Genomic DNA, 24,341 nt, shown 5'->3' with positions numbered 1-24,341 from the left:
GCACGGGAACCGCGAAAGTTGTTGAATTTGCACCAAAGCCATTCCGAAAAGTACGACTTCATTTTTCACGGTTCTAACCGCGCAGCGCAGGGAGTTTGCGGCGCGCTGATTTTATGGTATAATAGGCCCATTCCAACGAAAGGATTTTTCCCTATGCTATTGCACCATTGCAAGTTCTTGGACCCGGGACAGACTCGGCGGCAGGCTTGGGCGCAGCGCATTTTCTGTGCAGCCCTGGTTCTGCTCCTGATTCTGTCCGAGGTGTTCAGTTCCAATATTCAGGCTACGCTGCCCGCTCTCAGCCATCTGGCACGCCTTGCCCTGACCGGCGGTGCCGTCCTGCTGCTGGGCGCCAAAGTTGTTCTGCTCACCGACTACGAACATCGGTGGCAGCCGATTCTGGCAGGACTGGTTCTGCTCTACACGGCGTTTGCTGCCTGGCACGGTGACGACGTCTGGTTTTTCCTGGCCGCTCTGGTGGGGCTCGGCGCCAAGGATATCGATCTGCGCGGCGCCCTGCGGACCTATCTGGTTGCGGCAGCCGCAGGGCTTGTGTTTGTACAACTGCTGCATTTTGCCACGCCGCTGATGCCCTACAATTTTTACTGCCGCAACTGGGATTTTGGTTACGGTCATTACAATGGTTTCGGTGCCCGTCTGGTGGGCGTCTTCTTCGCCTGGGCCTGGCTGCGGCACGACCGGCTGCGCTGGTTCGACTGGGCCGGATTGGCTGCCCTGTTTGTATTCACCTACAAGGTGCCCGGCAGCCGCGGCGCTGCCGGCGCCATGGCTGCCCTGCTGGTGCTCTTTGCAGTGCAGCGGTTTGTGCCCCGCCTCTTCGATAACCGGATCTGGTATACCCTGGTTCTGGCCCTGCCGGTGGTGCTGGCCGCCTTCAGCCATTATGCCGGATATGTGTACAACCCCGAATGGCCCTACGAGCGGATGGCACTGCTTTTGCTGAGCATTTTTCTCTCCGGCCGGTTCGAGATCTGGCACAATGTGTTCTGGGGCTCCAAACTTTCCTGGCTGGGCGGTTTGCCCACAGACGGCGACGAACACAGTGCCATCGACAACACCTTCCTGGCAATTCCCATGAACAAGGGCTACCTCGGTGCGATTCTGATCGCGGTTTTCTTCCTGCTGCTCCTGTGGCGGTTGGCCAAGCATCGTCATGCCACTGAGATTCTCTGCCTGGTGGCATTGACACTCTATCTGTTCATGGAAAACAAACCGTTTTTGCTCTCAGCAGACCCCTTCCTCCTGTTGGCCCCCTGCGTATTCTTTACAGGCTCCGGGAAATCTTCCGAAGAGCCACTGCCGGTCCTTTGCCGGCGAACCCGACAGAGATAGCAAACCCGCGGTGCGAGTCACTCGTACCGCGGGTTTCCTTTGTCTGTTCATATAAAACTAAAACAAAAAGCGATGTAACCCTGGTTACATCGCTTTTTGTTGGTGCGGAAGATGGGACTTGAACCCACACGTCATGGACACACGCACCTCAAACGTGCCTGTCTGCCGATTCCAGCACTTCCGCTCACAGCTTAACTGCAAGGGATATTTTAGCACAAAGCTGACAGATAAGTCAAGCCCTTTTTTGCAGGTTTTTCCAGCAGCTCTTCCGGAGCACCGACAAGTCATCCGTCCAACGGTTTGCCCTCTACGCAGAACGTGCGTCCATTCCAGGGGGAAAAGCCTTCACAAGTCTGGAAGCGATATTCCTGCGCAGTGTATCCGGCTTCGCTGCTGAGTTTGGCTACCAGCGTATCGCCATCCCATCCGAACTGCCAGCCGGTGTTCTGTCCCTGATACCCCGGCACCGAACCACTGTCCAATCCGGACGTATAAGCTTCGATATTTTTCGCGGCAAAGCCCGGCCACTCTGCCGACAGAAACCGCTGGTTGCCGCTCCAATCATCCTCTGCGGTAAAGTCGATGGTCAGAATCCGGTTTCCCTCTGTTATCGCTCTCCTTGCATTCTGCCAGGTATCCTCCTCGATGCCAAAATCCTGGCCCCGGTAATACAGATAGCGATAGAGTTCCTCCTCGGTCCAGTCGGCAGGTGAGGTAAATTCCCGCAGCCCTGCAGCGGCCATGGCCTGACACTGATGCAGCACCATACGGGACTGGTAAATTGTCAGACCTTCCGCCATCATCGTCTGCCCCGGTCGGGGCATTTTTTCACCATTCTGAGCATTATGCCAACCGCTGATTATCTCACAGGGCTGCGTGGTGTCTGCAGGCACCAGAATATACACTGCGGTCAGGCCGTCCCCGTATTGAGGCCCCTGATAGTAAGTTTCCGGTTCATATTCCACATAAAAGTAGACCTCCACCAGAAGATCGGTTCCGGCATAAACACGATCCAGTGCCCGTTCCCCCACCTCTCCATAAGACATCATTGTCAACAATTGGTCATTGTATATACAAGTTTCGTAGGGCACCACCGACGCAGCCACACTGTCCACCAGGGCGTAGCGATAGGATGCCGGACCGGTGGTCATATCGGCATACCAGTACTGCTGGGCCCGCAGCGCCGCATCCTCGCACTGTTCATAGGTGAAAACAGCGGCGCCTTCCGGGTCCGGCAGCGACGGTTCAGAGGTCTGCTCGACGGCGCTCTCGTTTTCTGCCGCCTCCGGCGTCTGCTCGGGTGCCGCGCTTTCTGCTGTTTCAGTGGAAATTTCTTCCGTATGCGCTGCAGAAGCCGGATCCCTCTGACAGCCTGTCAAGGCAATCAGCATCACCCCAGCCAGCGCCAACGCCACCTGCCGGTAGAAACTCCGTTTCATCTTCTTCGCCCCCCTTTGCTGTCTGATTTCATTGTACAGGTTCCTGCAAAAGAGCGTCAATGGGCAGAACTGCCAAAAGCAAATACCCCATTTTGACAAACAAAAATGCATCTGGCAAAGCGTAACGCTTTGCCAGATGCAGAAGGGTATACGGATATTACCGCAGATACAGGCGGCCGGTGTTATCGGCGTCTACCGTCAGCGTATCGCCTGCTCCATGGGCACCGGCGATGATCTCCTTGGCGATCATCGTCTCCACATGGGACTGGATATACCGCTTCAGCGGACGGGCGCCGTAGATCGGGTCGTACCCGCCGTCGATGATGGCGTTCTTGGCGGCCTCCGTCACATCGAGATGCAGCTGCTTGTCTTCCAGACGGCGGCGCAGGTCGGTGAGCATCAGATCCACAATGGAACCGATCTCCTGCTTGGTCAGGCTCTTGTAGTAGACAATATCATCCAGACGGTTGAGGAACTCCGGACGGAACTGCCGCTTGAGCAGTTGATCGATGGCATTCTTCGCCTCATCGGACAGCTCATTGCTGCCGTTGGCACGGCTCTTTTCCAGATCTTCCAGAATCAGGTCGGAGCCCAGGTTGGAAGTCAGGATGATGACGGTATTCTTGAAGTCCACCGTGCGGCCCTGGCTGTCGGTGATACGGCCATCGTCCAATACCTGCAGCAGGATGTTGAAGACATCGGGATGAGCCTTTTCCACCTCATCAAAGAGGACCACGCTGTAGGGATGACGGCGCACCGCTTCGGTGAGCTGACCGCCCTCCTCATACCCCACATATCCCGGAGGCGCACCGATCAGACGCGAGACACTGAATTTCTCCATATACTCGGTCATGTCGATACGGACCATATTCTTTTCATCGTCAAACAGGGCTTGGGCCAGCGCTTTGGCCAGCTCGGTCTTGCCGACACCGGTGGGACCCAGGAACAGGAAACTGCCGATGGGCCGGTTGGGGTTGGCAATACCGGCGCGGGAACGCAGGATGGCGTCGGAAACCTTCTGGACTGCCTCGTCCTGGCCGATGACCCGCTGATGCAGCACATCGGGCAGACGCAGCAGTTTCTCGCGCTCACCTTCCACCAGTTTGGCCACCGGAATACCGGTCCAGCGCGCCACAATACGGGCGATCTCCTCGTCGGTCACGCGATCACGCAGCAGGCTGGCTTCCTTCTTCTCGTTGGCCAGCTTTTCCTCCGCTTCCAGCTCCTTCTGCAGATTGGGCAGCTTGCCGTACTGCAGTTCGCCGGCCTTGGCGTAATCGCCGGTGCGAGTCGCCTTTTCGATCTCCGCTTTGGTGGATTCCACCTCGGCGCGCAGACTCTGCACCTTGTTGATGGCGTTTTTCTCGTTCTCCCACTGGGCCTTCTTGCTGTTGAAGCTGTCCCGCAGTTCCGCCATCTCCTTTTCCAGAGCCGCCAGACGCTGCTTGGACAGTTCGTCGGTTTCCTTCTTCAGCGAAGCTTCCTCGATCTGCAGCTGGGTGATCCGATGGTTCATCTCATCCAGTTCGGCCGGCATGGAATCCAGTTCGGTCTTGACCATGGCACAGGCTTCATCCACCAGGTCGATGGCCTTATCGGGCAGGAACCGGTCAGTGATATACCGGTCGGACAGCGTAGCCGCCGCGATCAGCGCCCCGTCCTGAATCTTGACACCGTGGAACACCTCATAGCGTTCCTTCAGGCCACGCAGGATGGAGATGGTATCCTCCACTGTGGGTTCATTGACCATAACCGGCTGGAAACGACGCTCCAGCGCAGGGTCTTTTTCAATATATTCACGGTACTCATCCAGGGTGGTGGCACCGATGCAATGCAGTTCACCGCGGGCCAGCATGGGCTTCAGCAGGTTGCCGGCATCCATCGCGCCGTCGGTCTTACCGGCGCCCACAATGGTGTGCAGTTCATCGATGAAGAGGATGATCTTGCCCTCGGACTTTTTGACTTCGTTCAGAACGGACTTCAGGCGCTCCTCAAATTCGCCGCGGTATTTGGCGCCTGCGACCAGAGCACCCATGTCCAGACTGAATACCGTGCGATCCTTCAGGTTTTCCGGCACATCCCCGCGGACGATCCGCTGGGCCAGACCTTCGGCGATGGCCGTCTTGCCGACACCTGCCTCACCGATCAACACCGGGTTGTTCTTGCGCTTACGGGACAGTATGCGGATGACGTTGCGGATCTCGCTGTCACGGCCAATCACCGGGTCCAGCTTGTTGGCACGGGCCATCTCCACCAGATCCTGGCCGTACTTCTTCAGCGCGTCGTAGGTGGATTCCGGATTGTCACTGGTCACCCGCTGGTTGCCGCGCACGGCGGAAAGCTGTTTCATGAAGTTTTCCTGCGTGATACCGAACGCCTGGAAAATTTCACCGGCCGCCTTACCGGGACGACGCAGCATACCGAGGAATACATGCTCCACGCTGATGTATTCGTCCTTCATCTGTTTGGCCTGTTCCTCGGCTGCATTCAGTGCCCGGTCCAGATCGCCGGAAATATAAACCTTTTCAGGGTCCCGGCCGGAGCCGGTCACACGGGGCAGCGCCTCTACCTTCTGCAGTGCAGCCTGGGCAAACGCGTTGGGGTCTGCCCCCAGTTTGGTGAGCAGCTGCGGGATCAGCCCGTCCTGCTGCTGGGCCAGCGCGGCGAGGACATGTTCCTGCTCCACCGCCTGGTTGGAATATTCTACCGCGAGACGCTGCGCGCTCTGCAGCGCCTCGATGGTTTTTTGCGTCAATTGATTCATGTTCATAGTGCGTACCTCCTTACCGTGCAGATACACGCAAATTCATCTATTAGCAACGGAGGCCATCGAGTGCTTTCTTTTCCCGTCTACCTCTATGGCGGCGCGGTATAGGCACCGTTTTGTTTGAATTAGCACTCTATGCATCCGACTGCTAATATTGTACCACAACCATACGGTGTGTCAATAGGAAAATTGAAAACATTTTGTGAATGCCCCGGCTTTTTTGCCGGTTGATAGAAGTCGGAAAGAAGTGTACAGTAGACTGAGAGTACTTCGAAGGAGGAATTCCCCTATGCGCCCCATTCTGATCGTAGAAGATGAACGCCCCATCGCCGACCTGATCGAACTGACCTTGACCGGAGCCGGGTACACCTGTGAGCAGGTCAACGACGGCGAGACCGCCGCTGATCGGATTGCCGACCACGATTACGAACTGGCCATTCTGGATATTATGCTGCCCAAGGTAGACGGTTATGAATTGCTTGGGTATCTTCGCAGTGTGGGCACGCCGGTTATTTTTGTCACGGCCAAAACCTCCCTGAAAGACCGGGTGCGCGGTCTGCACGAAGGTGCCGACGATTATCTGACCAAACCTTTTGAACCGCTGGAACTGGTGGCCCGGGTGGAAAGCGTGCTCCGGCGCACCAGCCGCGCCAACGTGATCCTGCACGCCTTCGGCGTTGATCTGGATCCCGCAGGCCGCACCGTCCTGCAGAATGGCAGACCGGTTCATCTGTCCCCGCGGGAGTTCGAGCTGCTGGAACTGCTGATGCGCAACCGCGGCATGACACTCTACCGGGAAGTTCTTTATGAACGGCTGTGGGGCGACGACGACACTTTTGACACCCGTCCCCTGGATCTTTGCATCACCCGGCTGCGCAAAAAGCTGGGCTGGAAAAGCGAGATCTGCACGGTGTTCCGTGTGGGCTATCGCCTGGAAAAGGAGGAAAATACGCCATGAAATTCGGCCACAAACTGACGCTGGCACTGTTGGGTGTGCTGGCCATCGTGCTGAGCCTGAGCACCGTCTGGACGCAGGAACGCCAGTTTGACCGCGCCCTGGAGGACATCCGGCAGACCGCACAGGAGGAATGGCAGCGGGAATCGATGGCCTTCCAAAGCGGGCTGCGCACCGATGCCCAAACGCCGCTGAGCGTCCGGGCCTGGAGTTACCTGGGCGGCCTGGCCCGGCAGGGCAGCAGCGGGCTGCTGGCCGTCTACGACGAAAGCGGCCGGTCGCTGGCGTCCACCATGCCCGCCACACTGGCCCAGAGCGAGTTGACCCAGAATGTTCCGGGCAGCGAAGCGCTGGAAAGCCATGTAGCCACCGGGACAGACGGCACACGCTACCTGATCAGCAGCGGTCTTATCGTCTGCCCGGAGCAATGCCTGACCTTTGTGAGCGCCCAGAGTCTTGGCAGCCTGTTTGCCGACCGGGCACTGCGGCTGCGGGATGCCGTATTGGGGCAGACGCTGGCTCTGGCGATCGCCGCTGTACTGGCCTTGCTGCTCTGCCGCCGAATGGTCCGCCCCCTGGAGCAGCTGAATACCGCCAGCCGGGAGATCGCCGCCGGCGCCTACGACCGGCGTACCACCCTGCCCGGATCCGATGAAATTGCCGGGCTGAGCCGCAGCTTTGACGAGATGGCCGCCGCCGTGGAAGACAAAGTCAACGCCCTGCAGACCCATCTGCAGGAACGGGAAGATTTCATTGCCGCCTTTACCCACGAACTGAAGACCCCCATGACCAGCATGCTGGGCTATGCCGATCTGCTGCGCGGCACCGAGGTGCCACCCGCCACGCGGCAAAAGGCCGCCGATTTCATCTACCATGAGAGCAAGCGGCTGGAAGCACTGAGCGGTCGCCTGATGGAGCTGATGCGGCTCAATGACAGCGAGCCGCCTGCCCTGGAACCCGTCCGACTGGACACCGTATTCCGCCAGCTGACCCGGGCACTCCCCGCCGGAAAACCGCCGCTGGAACTGCCTGCCTGCAAGCTCACCGTACTGGCGCAGCCGGAACTGCTGTGCGACCTGCTGTACAACCTGGTACAGAACGCCCGCCATGCCACCCCGCCCGACGGAAAAATCACGTTGGAAGTTTCCGAGCAGAACGAAGCCGTCACCCTCACCTTGCGGGACACCGGCTGCGGCATTCCCGCCGAAGATCTCCCCCGCATCACCGAACCTTTTTATATGGTGGACAAATCCCGTGCACGGCAGCAGGGAGGCAGTGGTATGGGGCTGGCTTTATGCGAACGCATCGCCCTTCTGCACGACACCCGCCTCTCCTTTGAGAGTGTCCCGGGAACCGGGACCGCGGCGACTTTCACATTGCACAAAGCGAAGGAGGCTAAGAATGAAACTGCGTGAACGATGGGTTCCCCTGCTGGGTACTGTCCTGCTGGTAATTTTGTGTACAGCGCTTCCCTTCTTGTGGTTTGCCGCGCGAGACCGCCAGCTGGATGCTTCCTGTTGGCGTGCCGACCCGGCCAGCGACTTTCTGAGTGCTGCCGGGCGGGAAAACGCCGTAGCGCGGGAATTGTACTTTTGGCGGCAACAGCCGACGGAGGCTCTCCCCTATGTGCAGCCCACCGAATCCGTCACAGCACGGCAAGAGGTACAACCTTATCTGGCTGCTTTACGCACCGCCGGTGTGCTGCCCGAATCCTTTTTGAATGCAGCTGACGAATTGGTCACCCAGGCCACACAGTGCCTGTCGAGTGATCTGGAAAGCAACCAAATTTCCTACTATTTCAGTGACGAGAACAGCCGCAACCTCACCCTGACCGTCAGCCAATACGGAACGCTGACAGCGGTGAACGGAGATCTTGGCCTGCAGGATGGGTTTGTTCCTGCCGATGTTGCCGCGGCTTACTGCACCATGCTGGGGCTGGACAGCTTTACTGACTGGGAGGACGCCGAGCCGTTGGGCTATGGAGCCCCTGCTCCCTATTACAGTGCCGACGCCCAGCTGTATCTGGTAGCCAACATAGACCGCGGGTACTTCAGCATGAGCGTCACCTCCATGGCGCCTTATGCCTATGCCGGATTGTGATTATATAGTATAAAGGGAGGATGTTTGGATGAAACGAATTTGTTCTGTGTTGCTGACAACCTTGCTGCTGGTGGGCTGCGGCAGAACCGGCTGCCGAAAGCGGGACGCCCCTGCGGCGGCTGCAGAACGGCGACGAAAAGCAGTACTATACCCAGGAATCTTTCCATGACAGCACCATGACCCTGTACCATGTAGTGGATCTGCAGTCCGGCGAAGACACAATCCCCTGCGATGTAGAGAGCTGTGCCCACAACAGCGAAAGCTGCCCCGCTGTCAGCACCGATGTCCCTGCCTACCACCCCCTCGTCCTGAACGACACCACGCTGGTGGTGATCTCCGTAAAATCAGATTTTTCTCAAATCGGGGCAGTGGATTCTTCTCCGGACGGGAGTGTGTCTCTTTCTTACCACAGCAAAGTCCTGCTGATGGACCGTGACTGCCAGAACCGCCGGGTCCTGACGGACCTGGATGGAATCAATCTTTTCTGGGATGCAACCCAAATTTATACCGACGATGATTTTCTATACTGCGCCGGAAGCGAAAACAACGTCTATAATATCTATCGCATCAGCCTGTCCGATGGCAGCATCACCAATCTGACGGAGCGCTTTTCGGATTCCCAGTTCATGATGGGGGTCGTTGGCCGCGATTTTGTCCTGCAGCAGGAAGATCTCACCTATCCCGACCCGTCTGCAGACGTTGCCACCGACGGCTGGCCGGAAACCACCGGCACCAAAAGCCACGTACTGCTGAACGCGGACACCTGTGAGACCCGCGTGCTGAAAAGCTACTCCTCCGACGAGTGCAATCTCGATTTGCTGGATGCCAGCGTAGTGGACGGGCAGTATTACACCGTTGACCGCGCCGCCGGGACCCTCAGCACGGTGGACCCTGACACCGGCGAGGAGCACCTGATCACCGACCAGCTCCCCACTGCTGATCGTGACGATCATTCGGCCGACTATCTGATCGAGGCCAACCTCAACGGCTGGCTGATCTTCTACAATCAGCCCATCATCGTCAATGCCGAGACCGGCGAGGTCCGTCAACGGATCGACCTGCCGGAAAACCTCTGGAACGGGTACGGTCACCAGCCACAGATTTTTCTGCAGCTGAAAGACCGTCTGCTGGTGGACTGCCGGTATGAGCCCTACACCCGGACCGACATCGCCGAAGACGGCGCGCCGTTTACCACCCAGACCGAACAGATGTACCTGGGGCTGATCTCCATTGACGATTTTCTCAACGGCATTCCCGACTATACCGAGGTCTGCAAAGGTCCCTACTGATAACAGCATAAAGGAGTTTGTATGAAACGTATTTTTTCCCTGGCACTGGTCACCCTGCTGCTGGCAGGCTGTGCCGCCGCGCCCGCATCCGAGACAAGCGAAACCACCAGCACTTCCGCCACAGCGGAAACTCCCGCCGCAGATACCCCCACCTCGGGCGATGCTCAATCCTTACGCCCGCTGCAGCTGGGTGATGAAAAACAGTATTACATGGACGAGATGGTAACCGGCGAACTCATCCGCTACCGGGTGGCTGATCTGGTCAACCATGTGACGGAGGTCCCCTGCAACGTGGAAGGCTGCACCCACGACAGCGAAAGTTGCCCGGCCGTCTTCCGCCGGGGCGAATGTGACCGGGTGTTTGTGCTGGACGATGACACGCTGGTGGCGTTCACCAACAATCAGTTCCCCGAAACCGAGGACAGTCTTGTGGTATTGCTGGACCGCAACTGCCAGAACCGTCGGGTGGCAGCCACCATTCCCAACAGTTGCTTCTTATCCTTGGGATACGGCGCCTCCGATTGTCCCTACACCGATGGACAGTATCTGTACTGCTCCGGCTATAAATCCGGGTACGGAGAAGACGATGCCTTGTTCCGCATCGATACGGAGAGCGGCGAAGTGACCGATCTGCTGGAAAACGCACCGGTTCAGGATGTGCAGTTTTTGGGCGCGCTGGGTACCCAGTTCGTCTTTTCTCAGTCCGATGTGACCTACCCGGAGCCCACCGGCGACCTGATAGCGGACGCGCAGGCAGCCCCCACCGGCACTTCCACTCATTGGCTTTTCAATCCCTATACCGGTGAATGGAAGGTGTTCCAGACTTATACCTCCGACGATGGCAGTCTGACCCGGATGTACAGCATCATCGTGGACGGGCAATACTACCAGGCGGACCGGGAGACTGGTTCCATCTCGGTGGTGAATCCTGTTACCGGCGAGGCCAAACTGCTCACCGACCAGTACCCCACCGACCAGCTGCAGGATTCTTTCACGATTCAGGACACCGTGCAAGACTGGCTGATTTTCTACGCCCCGTCCCCGATGGTCAATTTGCAGACCGGCGAAGTCCGGGAGAAACCGAATCTGCCCGACAACTACTGGAACGGTTCTGGCCACCAGCCCAACATCTATCTGAATCTGGGCGACACACTGCTGGTGGATTGCCGGTACGAACCTTATACCCGCACCGTCCTCGGCACCGACGGCACCCCCTATACTATTGACACCGAACACGAGTATCTGGGACTGATCTCCGCCGAAGATTTCCTGAACGGTGTGCCCAACTACACCGAAGTAGGAGAATACACCACATAAAACAAAGCCGCTCCGGCAGGTCTGCCGGGGCGGCTTTCTTCAGGCATTCTTATTTTTCAAAATGTTTGGCAACCTGCTTCAGGTTCTCGATGATGGGCAGATGCTGCGGGCAGACGCCTTCGCACTGGCCACAGGCGATGCAGTCGCTGGCTTTGCCAAAGGTCTTGGTCAGGTTGTCGTAATACTCGCCCTGCGGAGTCCAGTCCTTGCCCTCCATTTCCTGTAGATCCGCATTGTACAGCGAGAAATACTTCGGGATGGCAATGTGCATGGGGCAGCCATCGGTGCAGTAGGAGCAACCCGTGCAGGGAATCGCAATGCTGGAATTGATGATGGACACCGCCTGCCGGATCAGTTCTTCCTCCTCCTTGTTGAGAGGCTGGAAGCGCTGCATGTAACCTGTGTTGTCCAACAGCTGAGCCATATCGCTCATGCCGGAAAGCACCATCTTCACATTGGGGCAACTGGCGGCAAAGCGGATGGCCCAGGACGGGATCGACGCGTCGGGCGCATACCCCTTGAAGAGTTTTTCCACGCCTGCGGGCACCTTGGCCAGCGTACCGCCTTTGACTGGTTCCATAACAACGACCGGCTTGCCATGTTTTTCCGCCACTTCGTAGCATTTGCGGGACTGCACGCCCTCGCTGTCCCAGTCCAGATAGTTCAGCTGCAGCTGCACAAACTCCACTTCCGGATGTTCGGTCAGCACCTTATCCAGCAGATCGGCGTGATCATGAAAGGAGAAGCCGATATGCTTCACCAGCCCTTGCTGCTTCTTTTCCTGTAGCCAGGTAAAGCAATCCAGCTTCTTGTAGATTTCGTAGTGCTCGGTGCCCACATCGTGCAGCAGATAGTAGTCAAAATATCCCGCGCCGGTTTTCTCCAACTGGGTGTTGAAGATCTTATCCCGATCCTCCAGATTGTGGATAAAGCCTGCGTGCAGCTTATCCGCCAGCGTAAAAGACTGCCGCGGGTGACGGCTGGTCAGGCAGGTCTTGACTGCGTTCTCGCTCTGGAATGCACAGTACATCCAGGCTGTATCAAAATAGGTAAAGCCGCGTTCCAGAAAAGTATCCACCATCTGTTTGGTCTGCTCGATGTCGATACTTCCCGCATCGTTAGGGTCGGTCAAAGGCAGACGCATCAGACCAAAGCCCAGTTTTTGTGCATGATTGAAAATATCCATTGTCCGGTTCCTCCGTTGTTTGTTCCCGGCAGATTCTTCTGCCGTTCTCCGGTATGTTTCTATTATACATCTTAAAGCACGCTTCAAGTCAATGCTTGCGAGGCCGCAATTTTTTCATTTTTCACTGTACTTTTTTCAAAAAACGTGTATAATAAAGGTTGCGTATGCAATTTTTACAACACAGGAGAACCCCATGAAAAAGAAAACTTTATACCGTACCGCGGCTTGCGCGCTGGCTGTCGCCATGACCGCTTCCCTGGCCGGCTGCAGCAAATCTGCTGACAGCGAATCCACTGCCGAGACCGCCACGCCGGAAACCGCCACCAGCGAGACCGCGGATGATTCCGCCTACGACTACCTTGCAGACTTCAGCTATTCCGACGGCTTTGACGAGAATGGTTATCTGAAAGGCGTCACGGCCGCCGACTATGTCACCCTGCCCGACGATTACGCAGACATCACCATCGATGCTTCTCTGGCCGAGGTGACGGACCAGGATATCACTGACTACATCGACAGCAACATTCTTTCCAGCTTTGCCACTACCAACCAGGTCACCGATCGCGCTGCCGCCACCGGCGATACCGTCAACATCGACTACGTGGGCACCATCGACGGCGTGGAGTTTGACGGCGGCAGTGCCCAGGGCTATGATCTGGAGCTGGGCAGCGGCACCTTCATCGACGGCTTCGAAGATCAGATCGTCGGTCATACCCCCGGCGAGACCTTCGATGTGAATGTCACCTTCCCCGACAATTACGGCAGCACTGATCTGGCCGGCAAAGCGGCGGTGTTCAGCACCACGCTGAACTACATCAGCGAGACCGTCACCCCCGAGCTGACCGACGCCTGGGTACAGGAGAACCTTTCCCCCACCATGGGAGTCAGCGACGTGACCACCCTCAATGATTTCGTCAAGAAACAGCTTGCTTTCAACAACCAGTACAGTGATGTCTATACCGCCCTGCACGACAAGGTTTCCTTTGCCGACGAACTGCCCGAGTCCGCCAAGGAATACTTCCGGAATGTACTGCTCTACGGCATCTACAGCTACGCTCAGAAGTACGGCACGGATATGACCACCATCGTGACCTCCGGTTTCCTGGGTTCCGGCTACTCCACCGTGGATGAGTTCATCGCCGACATGGACGGCAGCATCAACACCCAGCTGGAGCAGACGCTGCTGCTGCAGGCCATCGCCGAAAAAGAGGGCATCCAGTGTGACACCGATACCCTGAACACCGAGTTTGTCAACCAGTACGGCATCAAGGATCCCAGCAACTTCACCGAGATCTACGGCGAAAATTACGTCAAGTGCCAGCTGCTGGACAGCATCGTCATGCAGAACCTCATCAACAACGTCAAATACGAATAATCTTACTTCCGGTGCACATCCCGTGCACCGGATTTTTTGTACCCCCTTGACAGCCGGAATCGGGTGTTGTATAGTAAGCCCATAGATATTTAGACGTTTATCTAAATATCTATTTATGAAAGGAAGGAGCTTGCTATGGGAGATGCGTTCAAAGCATTGGCTGATCCCACCCGCCGCCATATTCTGGAACTGCTGGCCCAAAGTGACATGACCGCCGGGGAAATCGCCGCACAGTTTTCCATGACCAAACCGTCCGTCAGCCATCATCTCAGCATCCTGAAAGCAGCCGGCCTGGTATGTGATCAGCGCAGCGGTCAGAATATCGTATACAGCGTCAATCTGACCGTCTTTCAGGAACTGGTCAAATGGTTCTACGATGTCGATCTTGTGAAGGGGGATCCCGACCATGAAAAATAAAAAACTCTATCTGCTGCTGGCAGCTGTCTGTGTGCTGAATTTCGCTGCGCACCTCTACTTCTATCCGTCCCTGCCGGATATCGTACCCACCCACTGGGGCTTCGACGGCCAGGCCAATGGCTGGGGGCCCAAATCCTCTACCCTGTTCATCTGCATCATACCGCTGGCACTTTTGATCCTGTTGGCCGTTATCCCAAAAATCGACCCACGTGCTCAAAACTACGAAAAGTTCGAAAAAATCTATCGCGGCTTTGTGATTGGTATCATTGTCTTCATGTGCGGTATCACCTGGTTGACCGAGCTGACCGTTTACAACGTATTGCCCGGCAGCAGCAATCTCGTCAGCGTTCTGGTATGCGGCGGCCTCGGTGTACTGTTCATCGCACTGGGCAATTACATGCCACGCATCAAGCAGAATTACACTTTCGGCTGCAAGACGCCCTGGGCGCTGAACGACGAGCACAACTGGAACCGTACCCAACGCATGGGCGGTATCGTGTTCGTGGTCATCGGCATTGCCATGCTGGTCGCCACTCTGTTCACACACGCATTAGGCGAAACCGGCACCATGATTGTAGTGCTGGGTTCTACGTTGGGCGGAACGGCCTGGATCTACCTGTATTCCTATCTCGTGTATATCGGAAAAATGAAATAAGCAGCAAGCGGGCCGCCTGTACAGGCGGCCCGTTGTTTTATATTTTATTGGTTTGCGGCATTATCCAGCACGCCGGCGATGAAATCCGGCACCTCCCCGGGGTCAATGCCCATGGTATAGGCAAACTCGCTGTGCAGGATGTTCTGTGCCTCCCGCAAAGCGCTGTCCTCATAGCTGGAAAGCTGTTTGCCCATGGCATGGCGATGACGGCGCTCGGTATAGATATCCCGGATCATCCGCAGCAACGCATGCCGGTCACCGCTCTGCAATGTCTGGCGGTAATGTTCCTTGCGCACCTCCGGGTCAGGCTCATGCTCCGGTGCCGGTTCCTGCAGAAGATCCATCAGCTCCTGCTTGCTGGGCAGCGCACGCATCCGGTCCAGCAATACCTGGCTGTTGCAAGGCACGCAGATCTTCATCGTGCTGTCATAGACCGGCTTCAAAATATAGCACTCGCACTGCTGCCCCGCCAATCGCACATTCTTCTTCTCTGCAATCGTGCACACACCGCTCGTCCCGTAACTTACCGCATCTCCAACCTGAAACATGCTGCGTCCTCCTTTTTCCCTGTTTCGCGTCTGGATATAGTTTCATCTACTATATAGTATAGTCCTTTTTTGACAAAAATGTCATAGGCTTTTTGTACAAAAATAACGTTGTTACGCGCACACACTCTTGCAACAAAAGAAAAATCCCCCTGTGACCAGGGGGATTCGTGCTTTGAGGAGAATCCTTTACAGGCTGGAATATCCGAAGCTATTGACCAGCGCATCGATCTTTTGTCCAGCCTTGCACCACGGGCAGGCATGAGAATCATAGCTCTCATAATCGGGCAGGTCGTTGGGATCAAAAATACTGGTGACGGGGAACCCTGCGCATTCCTGCTGGGTTGCGAATATTGCCGCAATCCCCACCGGGATACCGCCATAATAGTTGATAGCCTCCACGGCGCTCTCCACCGTGTAACCGGTGGTGACCGAAGCGGCTACCACCAACACATGTTTGCCGGCGATCATGGGGGCTGTATTCTCGCGGAACAGCAACTGGCTGCCCACAGTATGTTCGGGTGTCACCACATAAATGGTCTGATGGGCGTTCATATTGGCATAGCCCGCCTTGGTCAGTTCACTGGCCATGCAGGCGCCGATGACCTCGGTACCATCGAGGCAAAGGATGGTGTCCACGATGGTATTGAGGGTATACTCCTTGACCAGTTCCGCTGCGACTGCACGCGCTTCCGACAGGCGGGATTTGGTCATCGTTACATCAATATAATAGTTGATATGGCTGTGGCTGGTAGCAAAGTGTCCTTTACAGACACGGAGCATCAGGTTGGTCTTACCGGTGGGCAGTTTGACGAGATTCATGGCCATTGGAGGTCCCTCCCTTTAACTTTCTACCTTATATTGTAAAGAGTTTGATGACCGATTGCAAGGAACGCATTGCCCAAAATAAAGCAAAGCTTTTTGGGCAGTTTTGCGGCCCTTGCTTTACACCTTGCAGGCAAACTGGTATAATGAGATTACTTTTTAAAGTGGGGAGATTTGCGGTATGGCATACAAACTGGCGGAATACCATGGAGATACTCTGGCGGTCCCCCAGATCGTGCTGACACATCTGGCCCAGGCCGACGGAGATACTGTGCGCACCGCGCTGTATGTGCTGCAGACCGGCGATACCGATCCGCGGACCATCGCCCGTTCGCTGGGATTGCCCAGCATCGAAGCAGCCCGCCGGGCGCTGCAGTATTGGGCGGGAGCCGGTTTATTGGAGAGTTCCAAATCTGCCACGCCGCTGGTTCCAGCGGAAGAAAAAGCATCCAAAATCGATCTGGCCAGCCTGAACGACCCCTACGTAGCTGTTCTGTGTGAAGAGGCACAGACAGCGTTTGGCAAGGCGCTGAGCCGCAGCGAAATGCAGCGTCTGGTGGCACTTTACCTCAATGAAGGCTGGCAGCCCGATGTCATCCTGTTGTGCTGTGCCGAAGTTGCCCGGCAAGGGCGCCGCAGCGTGGCTGCTGTAGCGCGGGAACTGGCTCGCTGGCGGGAGGACGGTGTGGAATCCGGCGAGGATGCCGAACGTTACCTGCGTAAAGTCAAGCAGCGGGAGGACTGGTGTGCCGATGCGGCAGCTCAGTTCGGCATTGCCCCCGCTGCGCTGACGCGGTGGGAGCGCGGTGCCATCGCCCGCTGGCACGAGGAGTGGGGCATCGGCCGAGACATGATCGACGAAGCCCTGCTGCGTGCCGGAAGCAAAAACACCATACGGTATGTGGACGGTATTCTGCGTGCCTGGCGTGCCCAGGGTATCACCACGGTGGCTGCCGCCCGGGGCCAGGGCCAGCTTTCCGGCAGCAATATTCTGGCCACCGAACGCCCCGCTGCACCGCAGCCCGCGGCCGCCAGCGCCCAGAAAGATCTGTTCAACCGCGATTGGACTGCCATGTTTGACGAGGAGGGATAACCCATGCGCACCAAGGATGAATTGTTCCGCGCCGCTCAGCGCGAGATTGCCTCCCGTCGGCAGTATGCCGTCATGCAGGCCGAGAATGCCCGCCGCGCCGCTTTCGCGGCCCACCCCGCCCTGGCACAGGCAGATGACGCACAAATGCGTGCCGGCCTGGCGCTGGCCAAAGCGGCCGCCTTGGGCGGCGATGTGGAAGCGGCACGTACAGCGCTGACCCGGGCCGATGAAGCACTGACCGCAGCTACCCGGGAAGCCGGTTATGCCGAAAACGCCTTTCAGCCCGCTTACGCATGCCCCCGGTGCCACGACACCGGCATGTACAACGGCAATCCCTGCACCTGCGTGGCAGAGATCGCCCGTCGTCTGCGCCGTGAAGAAATCAACGCTGCCAGTCCGTTGGGATTATGTCAGTTCTCCACCTTCGACGTCAACCGATACTCCGCCGACATCGAACCGGAACTGGGAATCTCGGCAAGGGCCTATATGGAGAAACTGTTGCACTACTGCGAAAACTATGCTCAGAAATTCAGCAGCAAAAGCACCAATCTCCTCTTCATGGGCCACACCGGCCTGGGCAAGACTCATCTGGCACTGGCTATTGCCGATGCCGTCCTGGGGGGCGGCCACGACGTACTCTACACCAGTGCCGCCGCTTTGGCTGCCCGACTGGGTCGTGAACACTTTGATTTTGACAGCAGTGACGAGTGGCTGAACGCCTGCCAGGAAGCAGATCTGCTGATTCTGGACGACCTGGGCACGGAATATATCACTCCGCTGACCATCAGCGTGCTGTATGAACTGATCAACACCCGGATGCTTACCGAGCGCCCGACGATCTACACCACCAACATCACCGACCAGAGTGTCTTTGTAGCCCGTTACACCGAAAAAGTTGCCAGCCGCATGCTGGGCGGCTGCAAGATGTTCAAGTTCTTTGGCTCCGATCAGCGCCTGCAATCCTAAAACAAAAGACCGCATCCCGTTCATGGCGATGCGGTCTTTTTTAACTTCTACAAAAAAACCGCGAACAGCTTTGCAGCTCTTCGCGGTTATGACAAGTCGGAGTGACGGGATTCGAACCCACGGCCTCTTGGTCCCGAACCAAGCGCGCTACCAACTGCGCTACACCCCGATAAAAAAAACCGCAGCAGCAGAGCTGCTGCGGTGTGGTTGGGGATGAGAGGATCGAACTCCCACGGGCGGAGTCAGAGTCCGCTGCACTACCATTATGCGAATCCCCATCGCATTGTGTTGTGGGCGCTACCCTCAACGCTTAACTATTATAGCCGGTGATAAGGCTTTTGTCAACAGTTTTTTTGCGATTTTTTCATGTTTTTTGCAAGTGGCGTTTCATCGTCCATTTTTCTTTTCCAGGGTTGACAAGCCGCCCCCTGTGTCGTACATTTATAGTAAGATTGCATGGCATGGCTGTGCAGAAACCGCGCACGGCGCGGCATACGGGAGGTAATCATATGGCAATTCGTGTTGGTATCCTGACTTCCGGCGGCGACTGCCCCGGTCTGAACGCCACCATCCGCGGCGTGGCTAAGGCGCTGTACAACCGCATGGGCGACAAGGTCGAAATCGTAGGCATCCTGAACGGCTACGACGGCCTGATCAACGGCAACTATCGCGAGATGAGCCCGGATGAGTTTTCCGGCATCCTGACCGTGGGCGGCACCATTCTGGGCACCAAGCGCACTCCCTTCAAAAAGATGCGCGTGGTCGAGGACGACAAGGTGGACAAGGTCGCGGCCATGAAAAAGAATTATCGCGCCGCCAAACTGGACTGCCTGCTCTGTCTGGGCGGCAACGGTACCCATAAAACCGCCAATCTGCTGAGTCAAGAGGGGCTCAACATCATCGGTCTGCCCAAGACCATTGACAACGACATCTACGGCACCGATGTGACTTTCGGTTTCCACACGGCTGTGGATATCGCCACTGAAGTCATCGACCGCATCCACACCACCGCCGGCAGCCACAGCCGCGTAATGTGTATCGAAATCATGGGCAACAAAGCCGGTTGGCTGACGCTGTATTCCGGCATTGCCGGCGGTGCCGACATTATCCTGATCCCCGAAATGCCTTATGACATCAAGAAGGTCGCCGCCGCCGTGGAGAACCGAGCCAAGGCCGGCAAGAACTTCTCTATCCTGGCGGTGGCCGAGGGGGCCTTCTCGGTGGAGGAAGCCAAACTGAAACGCAAGGAGTGGACTGCCCAGCGTGCCCAGGCCGGGTACACCACCGCCACTGCCCGCATCGCACACCAGATCGAGGAGATGACCGGCGCCGAGACGCGTATCTGCGTGCCGGGTCATATGCAGCGCGGCGGCAGCCCCAGTGCCTACGACCGCGTGCTGGCTACCCAGTTCGGTTCCTATGCCGCCAGCCTGGTGGCGGATGAGCATTACGGCGTGACCGTGGCGATGGTCAACCGTCATGTAACCGCCAATCCCCTTGCTGATATTGCCGGCAAGACCCGTGGCGTTCCCGGGGACTGCGATATGGTTCATGTTGCTCGTGCCATGGGCATCAGTCTCGGCTGATCGGTTCGCCATTCTCTGAAAGCAAAAGCGCTGCCCCGAGGGGGCAGCGCTTTTTATGTTGTGAGGTAAAAATCCCGCAGTGCGTTCAGCCGTTGCGCATCGAGGCCGTACTCCTGCCGGAAATAGTCCTCATAACTGGCATGGCGCACCAGAATTTCGTCAATGGCACCAGCGCCCATCTCCTCGCTGACCCCCTCCACCGACAAGAGCAGCCGCCGCTCCTCAGGAGATTTTCCCCGCAGGGACGCCTCAATGATCTGGCGGCGATAGACATTGGTCAACATATAATCCGCCAACGCTGTCTCCCGGGGGACTCCCAGTGCCAGCAGAATCAGCATGGCGGCAATACCCGTCCGGTCCTTTCCGCAGGTACAGTGGAACAACAACGGACCGCGGTGTTCTTCCAGAAGCCGGAACAGCGTGTGATAGGCCGGATTGCCGAAAGGCATCTGCCGGTACAGCACACTGAACCAATCAAAGTCATGGACCGGATGCCCCGCCGCCTTCTCAAACGCAGCCTTTTCGGCAGCCAGCCGTTCAATCCCTGTGGAGGAGAAGTCCATCTCGGTACCGTCGTTCATCCGCATAGCGCAAACGCGGTGATAAGCGGTTTCAGGCACTGCGGGATTGGGATGCTTGTCGGCCTCCCCGGCACTGCGCAAATCAAGAATATCCCGCAGATGCCAACTCTGCAGAACGGCCTGATCCGCCGGGCTCTGCAAAGCGTCCAGATTTCCACCGCGATACAACATCCCCCATCGCACCGTCCGGCCGTCCGCCGCTGCATAGCCGCCCAATTCCCGGAAATTCACTGCCCCCTCCAGCGCGATCTCTGCGCCGGGCGCCGGCCTTTTCTCCTGTTCCATTGCCATTGCTCTCCTCCCATGATTTCGCTTCATCATAACACAGAAACCCGGCCGGGACAAGCCCCGCCGGGTCTTACTTTACAGTTGATGAAACAGCCGGTCAATATCACTGCGCGCCGCCAATCCCAAACTGAAAGCCGTAGCACTGCCGCAGGCCGTTCCCAGACGCAGGGCGGTTTCGTAGGAGCCGGTCTCCAGATAGCCGGCCAGAAAACCCGCCAGCATGCTGTCCCCTGCGCCTACGCTGTTGACAACGGTACCGCTTGGAACGCCGATACGATGTACTGCCCCCGTTTCGTCCAGCAGCAGGGCCCCATCCCCGGCCATACTGACCAGTACGTTGCACGCCCCACGGCTCTGCAGTTCTCTCGCCGCCTGAAGGATCTGTGTGTCCCCCTGCAAAGGGCGTCCCACAATTTCAGCCAGTTCATGGTGATTGGGTTTGATCAGAAACGGCTGATACAGCAGCACGTTTGCCAGCAAGGTTCCCGAGGCATCCACAACGCTCCGCACACCGCGTCCCTGCAGTCGCGCCAAAATCTTCTCATAGGTATCCGCGGGCAGACAGGACGGAATACTGCCCGCCAGCACAAGGATATCCTCTTGCTGCAGGGCCTCCAGCTTCTGGTGGAGTTTTTCCATGGCTTCCTGCGGGATCTCCGGTCCTGCACCGTTGAGCTCGGTTTCCTGCCCGGCCTTGATCTTCACATTGATACGGGTCATTCCGGCGGCAAGGTGAACAAAATCCGTCTGCAGCCCTTGCGCCACCAGTCCCCGTTCCAGCCAGGCGCCCGTCTCGCCGGCCACAAATCCCAGCGCTATGCTGGGACGCCCCAGCTGTGCCAGGATTCCGGAGACATTGATGCCCTTACCGCCCAGGACACAATCCTCCCCCGCAGAGCGGTTGATGGTCCCTGTTTGCAGTGGTGTCTCCAGCCGGACGACATAATCAATGGCCGGATTCAAGGTGACGGTATAAATCATAGAAAGCGCTTCCTTTATAGATGTAGAATTTTCAGGGCGTTCCCGGCCGGGTCACAGGGGTCATCGGGACGGATTGATCCAATAGGGATTCCCGACTGGCGATTGCATAGCGGGCATACCCGTCAATCAGATAGAGCGTCCCATCGCGGTCCGCCAACTGCTGCATGCCGGTGGAGGCATCGTCCCACACCAGATACTGCCCCGGTCCGGCTTCGCACACCACCCAGATGGCACGATCCTCGCCGCCGATCCAGCGACGCTGCGGACTGCGGGTCAGAGTGTCATCTGCGCGGTTATAGACATACAGCCATTCCTTGCCTTCCTCCTGACCGTAGAACATCACATCTTCCGTATAGATGCCCATGAGCTGCAGATCCTGGGGCAGTTGCGTCACCACGACATCCTCGGTTTGGCCCAGCGGGCGCCGGACCAGCCGGTGCTCCCCATCCTCGCACCACAGGGCATCTTCCACCAGGGCGCGGTCCAGCATCCAACCGGAACAGCTGTACAGCACTTCCTCTGTGCCAGTGAGCGGGTTGAAGGCACAGAGAGATGTGGTCATCCAGGGATTCAACTCGCCGCTATTCTGTACCCGATAATGGTCGTAGACCGGCTCCACCGGGCAATCCTCCGCCAGCGTGCTGCGGGTGATGAGCAGCTTGCCCTCCCATACCCCCATCAATTCTCCGCTAAAGGGCGTCCACTCGGTGAGAGTCTCCAGAGTCCGCGCTTCCGGGTCCAGCCGTACCAGGGCGTAGGCATCCGGTCGGGAAGGATCATCCGAGATTTGGCAATAGGAAAAATACAGAGACTCGCCATCTCCTGCCAATCCACCGTTCCAGACGGCCACCGAAGTGCCCTGGGGGAACTCATACAGTGCCTCCCGGTTGCTGCCGTCCAGATCACTGCGCAGCAGCATAGGGGTATCGGTAATCATCCCGGACCAGATCCAGTAGAGAGACTCCTCATCGGCAAACACATTCAGATTGGCCGTTTCCAGCTCCAGCGGCTCCCCAACGATCTGTTCCGTGGCTTGGGCAAAATCGAAGGAATGGGCGGCAACACCGCCATTCCCGTACCCGTAGCCGCCCTCACCGTACAGCGGTTCCCGCTGGTAGTACGCCGTACTGTTTTGCGCATCGATCCAGTACAGCGGCAGCGTGGGTTCTTCGGTGGATTCGGGCGCTCCGGCCGTTTCTGCGGTTTCCGGGGAGGTCGAGGGAACCGGTGCCGTCTCTTCCGCCGGTTCACTGCAGGCTGTCAGCGCCAAAAGCAACAGCAGGGAAACGCAGAGTTTTTTCATCGGTGGCCTCCTTTCCAGGGACAGGAACTTTTAAGCGGACGGGGCTCTGAATAGCCTTTTCGGATTTTTACAGCACGCATTTTGCGGCGCAAAAGTGCAACAATGTTAATGTTTTTTGCTCTATTTCTCCATATTATAGTAACACCGGTTTTGCGGTAAAGGCAAGTCCCATGGGACGGATTTTTTCTCTGCAAAGTGACGAAAAATCCACTGCGCGGCTGTGCAGGCCTCCAATTTTTGCCGCATCATCCCCGGTGCGCATCAGATCCGCCAGGGAGGTGCCTGCCGGCAAGGATGCGTTTTTCAGCCGAGAAAGGGCCTGTTTTCTCGCTCCCAACACCAACAGATAGGGCGGCTGCGGCAGCACTGCCGGGAATTCCAGCGCCGCATCCAGCACCAGGCGGCGGAGACGGGCATGAGGATACCGCTTGGTTTTCAGCCGGGTGTACAGATCTTCCAACCCGGTGGCCTCCCGGACAGCCGCCTCCAGGCGATGTTCCAGCCCCTCACTGATGCCGCGCGTCCTGGCAAAACGCTCCGGGGGAACGGCACGCAGCAAAGAAAGCACAGCCGTCTCAAATTTCACAGGATCCAGCAGCTGCCCCGCTTCCCCAGCTTCCCGGTACAGTTTCATGGCAGCTGTTGGCACAAAGGGGGCCCATTCATCCATCGGTCGTGCCCGCAGATAGCTGGCACTGGCCATCGGTGTACCGTTATATTCGCCGGCCTGTCCGCCGTGGGCCGCGCCCCAACGGGGCAGCGGCATGGGCTGCAGACCGCTGCCCTGTGCCAGGATTGCCTTGCAGTATTCAATGCCCAGTATGTTGTTGGGGGTACGCAGCAACGCTCCCATACCGGGCTGCAGGGCCTCCGCAGCCTCGGCCCGGGCCGCCGCATAGGTCATCCCGGTAGCCAATCTCTGCCGCAAAAGTTCCTGCAGGGATGCCGACCCCAACAGCTCCGCTGCCTGCATCAGGGTGTTTCCCTGCGGTGTTTCGGCACCAAAGGCCAGTGTATCGCACCCCAGCGCCGTCAGAAGAAACACCCCTGCCGACGCAAACTGTTCCGCCGTGGCACAGGCATAGGGCGCCGGCATGGCCACCACCAGATCCGCGCCGGCTTCCAGGGCGGCCCGTGCCCGGACCGCATCCGGCAGGATGGGCACACCACCCCGCTGGACCGTTCCGCTGCTCATGCAAACCGCAACAGACTCCGCTCCTGCACGACGCACAGCGGCAATCTGTGCGGCGTGTCCATTGTGAAAAGGATCATATTCCGTAATGATACCGGCAAATTTCATAGTCACTCCTACTATGCAAA

21 protein-coding genes and 3 tRNA genes are annotated in these 24,341 nt (G+C 57.5%); 12 read left to right on the top strand and 12 right to left on the bottom strand.

Going from position 1 to position 24,341, the window contains the following annotated elements:
- Window positions 1-153 precede the first annotated feature (153 nt).
- Window positions 154-1,353 (top strand): hypothetical protein, encoded by a 1,200-nt coding sequence (locus tag NQ490_RS13585; protein ID WP_007046612.1) that lies wholly within the window; start codon window positions 154-156, stop codon window positions 1,351-1,353.
- 100 nt (window positions 1,354-1,453) lie between these two features.
- Here the strand turns inward: NQ490_RS13585 and NQ490_RS13580 are convergent.
- The 3 genes from NQ490_RS13580 to clpB form a co-directional block, all read right to left on the bottom strand.
- Window positions 1,454-1,537 (bottom strand) — tRNA-Leu (locus NQ490_RS13580).
- 100 nt (window positions 1,538-1,637) lie between these two features.
- Window positions 1,638-2,792 carry a hypothetical protein gene (locus tag NQ490_RS13575; RefSeq protein WP_040917627.1) on the bottom strand — a complete coding sequence of 385 codons (1,155 nt, stop codon included), beginning with the start codon at window positions 2,790-2,792 and terminating at the stop codon, window positions 1,638-1,640.
- A 157-nt stretch (window positions 2,793-2,949) separates the two neighbouring features.
- Window positions 2,950-5,562: an ATP-dependent chaperone ClpB gene (gene clpB / locus NQ490_RS13570; protein WP_007046614.1), complete on the bottom strand. Its 2,613-nt coding sequence runs from the start codon at window positions 5,560-5,562 to the stop codon at window positions 2,950-2,952.
- A 286-nt stretch (window positions 5,563-5,848) separates the two neighbouring features.
- Between clpB and NQ490_RS13565 the strand changes: the two genes are divergently transcribed.
- The 5 genes from NQ490_RS13565 to NQ490_RS13545 all read left to right on the top strand — a co-directional run bounded on the left by NQ490_RS13565 (window position 5,849) and on the right by NQ490_RS13545 (window position 11,220).
- A complete protein-coding gene (locus tag NQ490_RS13565) occupies window positions 5,849-6,517 on the top strand; it encodes a response regulator transcription factor (protein WP_007046615.1) in 669 nt (222 codons plus the stop codon).
- Complete coding sequence (locus tag NQ490_RS13560) at window positions 6,514-7,929, top strand: sensor histidine kinase (RefSeq protein ID WP_007046616.1); 1,416 nt, start codon at window positions 6,514-6,516, stop codon at window positions 7,927-7,929. The genes NQ490_RS13565 and NQ490_RS13560 overlap by 4 nt, the downstream gene beginning before the upstream one ends.
- Window positions 7,916-8,614, top strand: coding sequence for a hypothetical protein (locus tag NQ490_RS13555; RefSeq protein ID WP_007046617.1), 699 nt, complete (start codon window positions 7,916-7,918; stop codon window positions 8,612-8,614). Before NQ490_RS13560 ends, NQ490_RS13555 begins: the two co-directional genes overlap by 14 nt.
- Before the next feature lie 176 nt (window positions 8,615-8,790).
- A complete protein-coding gene (locus NQ490_RS13550) occupies window positions 8,791-9,903 on the top strand; it encodes a hypothetical protein (RefSeq protein WP_007046619.1) in 1,113 nt (370 codons plus the stop codon).
- Between the two features lie 21 nt (window positions 9,904-9,924).
- Window positions 9,925-11,220 (top strand): hypothetical protein, encoded by a 1,296-nt coding sequence (locus tag NQ490_RS13545; protein ID WP_007046620.1) that lies wholly within the window; start codon window positions 9,925-9,927, stop codon window positions 11,218-11,220.
- Between the two features lie 49 nt (window positions 11,221-11,269).
- Here NQ490_RS13545 and NQ490_RS13540 read toward each other — a convergent pair whose 3' ends face one another.
- Window positions 11,270-12,406: an aldo/keto reductase gene (locus NQ490_RS13540; RefSeq protein ID WP_007046621.1), complete on the bottom strand. Its 1,137-nt coding sequence runs from the start codon at window positions 12,404-12,406 to the stop codon at window positions 11,270-11,272.
- Between the two features lie 193 nt (window positions 12,407-12,599).
- Between NQ490_RS13540 and tig the strand changes: the two genes are divergently transcribed.
- The 3 genes from tig to NQ490_RS13525 all read left to right on the top strand — a co-directional run bounded on the left by tig (window position 12,600) and on the right by NQ490_RS13525 (window position 14,853).
- Window positions 12,600-13,781, top strand: coding sequence for a trigger factor (tig, locus tag NQ490_RS13535; RefSeq protein ID WP_050764688.1), 1,182 nt, complete (start codon window positions 12,600-12,602; stop codon window positions 13,779-13,781).
- 135 nt (window positions 13,782-13,916) lie between these two features.
- The gene (locus NQ490_RS13530; protein ID WP_007046623.1) at window positions 13,917-14,198 is read left to right on the top strand and encodes an autorepressor SdpR family transcription factor; all 282 of its coding nucleotides are present in this window, start codon (window positions 13,917-13,919) and stop codon (window positions 14,196-14,198) included.
- Window positions 14,188-14,853, top strand: a complete 666-nt coding sequence (locus tag NQ490_RS13525) for an SdpI family protein (protein ID WP_007046624.1) — start codon at window positions 14,188-14,190, stop codon at window positions 14,851-14,853. The genes NQ490_RS13530 and NQ490_RS13525 overlap by 11 nt, the downstream gene beginning before the upstream one ends.
- A 44-nt stretch (window positions 14,854-14,897) precedes the next feature.
- Here the strand turns inward: NQ490_RS13525 and NQ490_RS13520 are convergent, their stop codons facing one another.
- Together NQ490_RS13520 and NQ490_RS13515 are read right to left on the bottom strand one after the other, a co-directional pair.
- Window positions 14,898-15,401: a CarD family transcriptional regulator gene (locus tag NQ490_RS13520; RefSeq protein ID WP_007046625.1), complete on the bottom strand. Its 504-nt coding sequence runs from the start codon at window positions 15,399-15,401 to the stop codon at window positions 14,898-14,900.
- A 186-nt stretch (window positions 15,402-15,587) separates the two neighbouring features.
- Complete coding sequence (locus NQ490_RS13515; protein WP_007046627.1) at window positions 15,588-16,226, bottom strand: type I phosphoribosyltransferase; 639 nt, start codon at window positions 16,224-16,226, stop codon at window positions 15,588-15,590.
- Window positions 16,227-16,404: 178 nt separating this feature from the next.
- On the opposite strand from NQ490_RS13515, the gene NQ490_RS13510 reads away from it, so the two are divergent.
- Complete coding sequence (locus NQ490_RS13510; RefSeq protein ID WP_007046628.1) at window positions 16,405-17,316, top strand: DnaD domain protein; 912 nt, start codon at window positions 16,405-16,407, stop codon at window positions 17,314-17,316.
- 3 nt (window positions 17,317-17,319) lie between these two features.
- A complete protein-coding gene (locus tag NQ490_RS13505; RefSeq protein ID WP_007046629.1) occupies window positions 17,320-18,282 on the top strand; it encodes an ATP-binding protein in 963 nt (320 codons plus the stop codon).
- A 96-nt stretch (window positions 18,283-18,378) separates the two neighbouring features.
- On the opposite strand, the gene NQ490_RS13500 is transcribed toward NQ490_RS13505, so the two are convergent.
- Both NQ490_RS13500 and NQ490_RS13495 read right to left on the bottom strand, forming a co-directional pair.
- Window positions 18,379-18,451 (bottom strand) — tRNA-Pro (locus NQ490_RS13500).
- A gap of 35 nt (window positions 18,452-18,486) precedes the next feature.
- Window positions 18,487-18,560 (bottom strand) — tRNA-Gln (locus NQ490_RS13495).
- Window positions 18,561-18,791: 231 nt separating this feature from the next.
- Between NQ490_RS13495 and NQ490_RS13490 the strand changes: the two genes are divergently transcribed.
- Window positions 18,792-19,868 carry a 6-phosphofructokinase gene (locus tag NQ490_RS13490; protein WP_007046631.1) on the top strand — a complete coding sequence of 359 codons (1,077 nt, stop codon included), beginning with the start codon at window positions 18,792-18,794 and terminating at the stop codon, window positions 19,866-19,868.
- Between the two features lie 53 nt (window positions 19,869-19,921).
- Here the strand turns inward: NQ490_RS13490 and NQ490_RS13485 are convergent, their stop codons facing one another.
- The 4 genes from NQ490_RS13485 to NQ490_RS13470 all read right to left on the bottom strand — a co-directional run bounded on the left by NQ490_RS13485 (window position 19,922) and on the right by NQ490_RS13470 (window position 24,321).
- A complete protein-coding gene (locus NQ490_RS13485; RefSeq protein WP_007046632.1) occupies window positions 19,922-20,740 on the bottom strand; it encodes a tyrosine-protein phosphatase in 819 nt (272 codons plus the stop codon).
- A 72-nt stretch (window positions 20,741-20,812) separates the two neighbouring features.
- Complete coding sequence (gene pfkB / locus NQ490_RS13480) at window positions 20,813-21,718, bottom strand: 1-phosphofructokinase (RefSeq protein ID WP_007046633.1); 906 nt, start codon at window positions 21,716-21,718, stop codon at window positions 20,813-20,815.
- Window positions 21,719-21,749: 31 nt separating this feature from the next.
- Entirely contained in the window at window positions 21,750-23,021 is a 1,272-nt protein-coding gene (locus tag NQ490_RS13475; protein WP_007046634.1) for a hypothetical protein, read from the bottom strand.
- Between the two features lie 133 nt (window positions 23,022-23,154).
- The gene (locus NQ490_RS13470; protein WP_007046635.1) at window positions 23,155-24,321 is read right to left on the bottom strand and encodes a nucleotidyltransferase family protein; all 1,167 of its coding nucleotides are present in this window, start codon (window positions 24,319-24,321) and stop codon (window positions 23,155-23,157) included.
- Between the last annotated feature and the right edge of the window lie 20 nt (window positions 24,322-24,341).

This window comes from Subdoligranulum variabile, assembly GCF_025152575.1.
In the GTDB taxonomy this organism is placed as follows: domain Bacteria; phylum Bacillota; class Clostridia; order Oscillospirales; family Ruminococcaceae; genus Gemmiger; species Gemmiger variabilis.
This window is presented reverse-complemented; position numbering and strand designations above follow the sequence as displayed.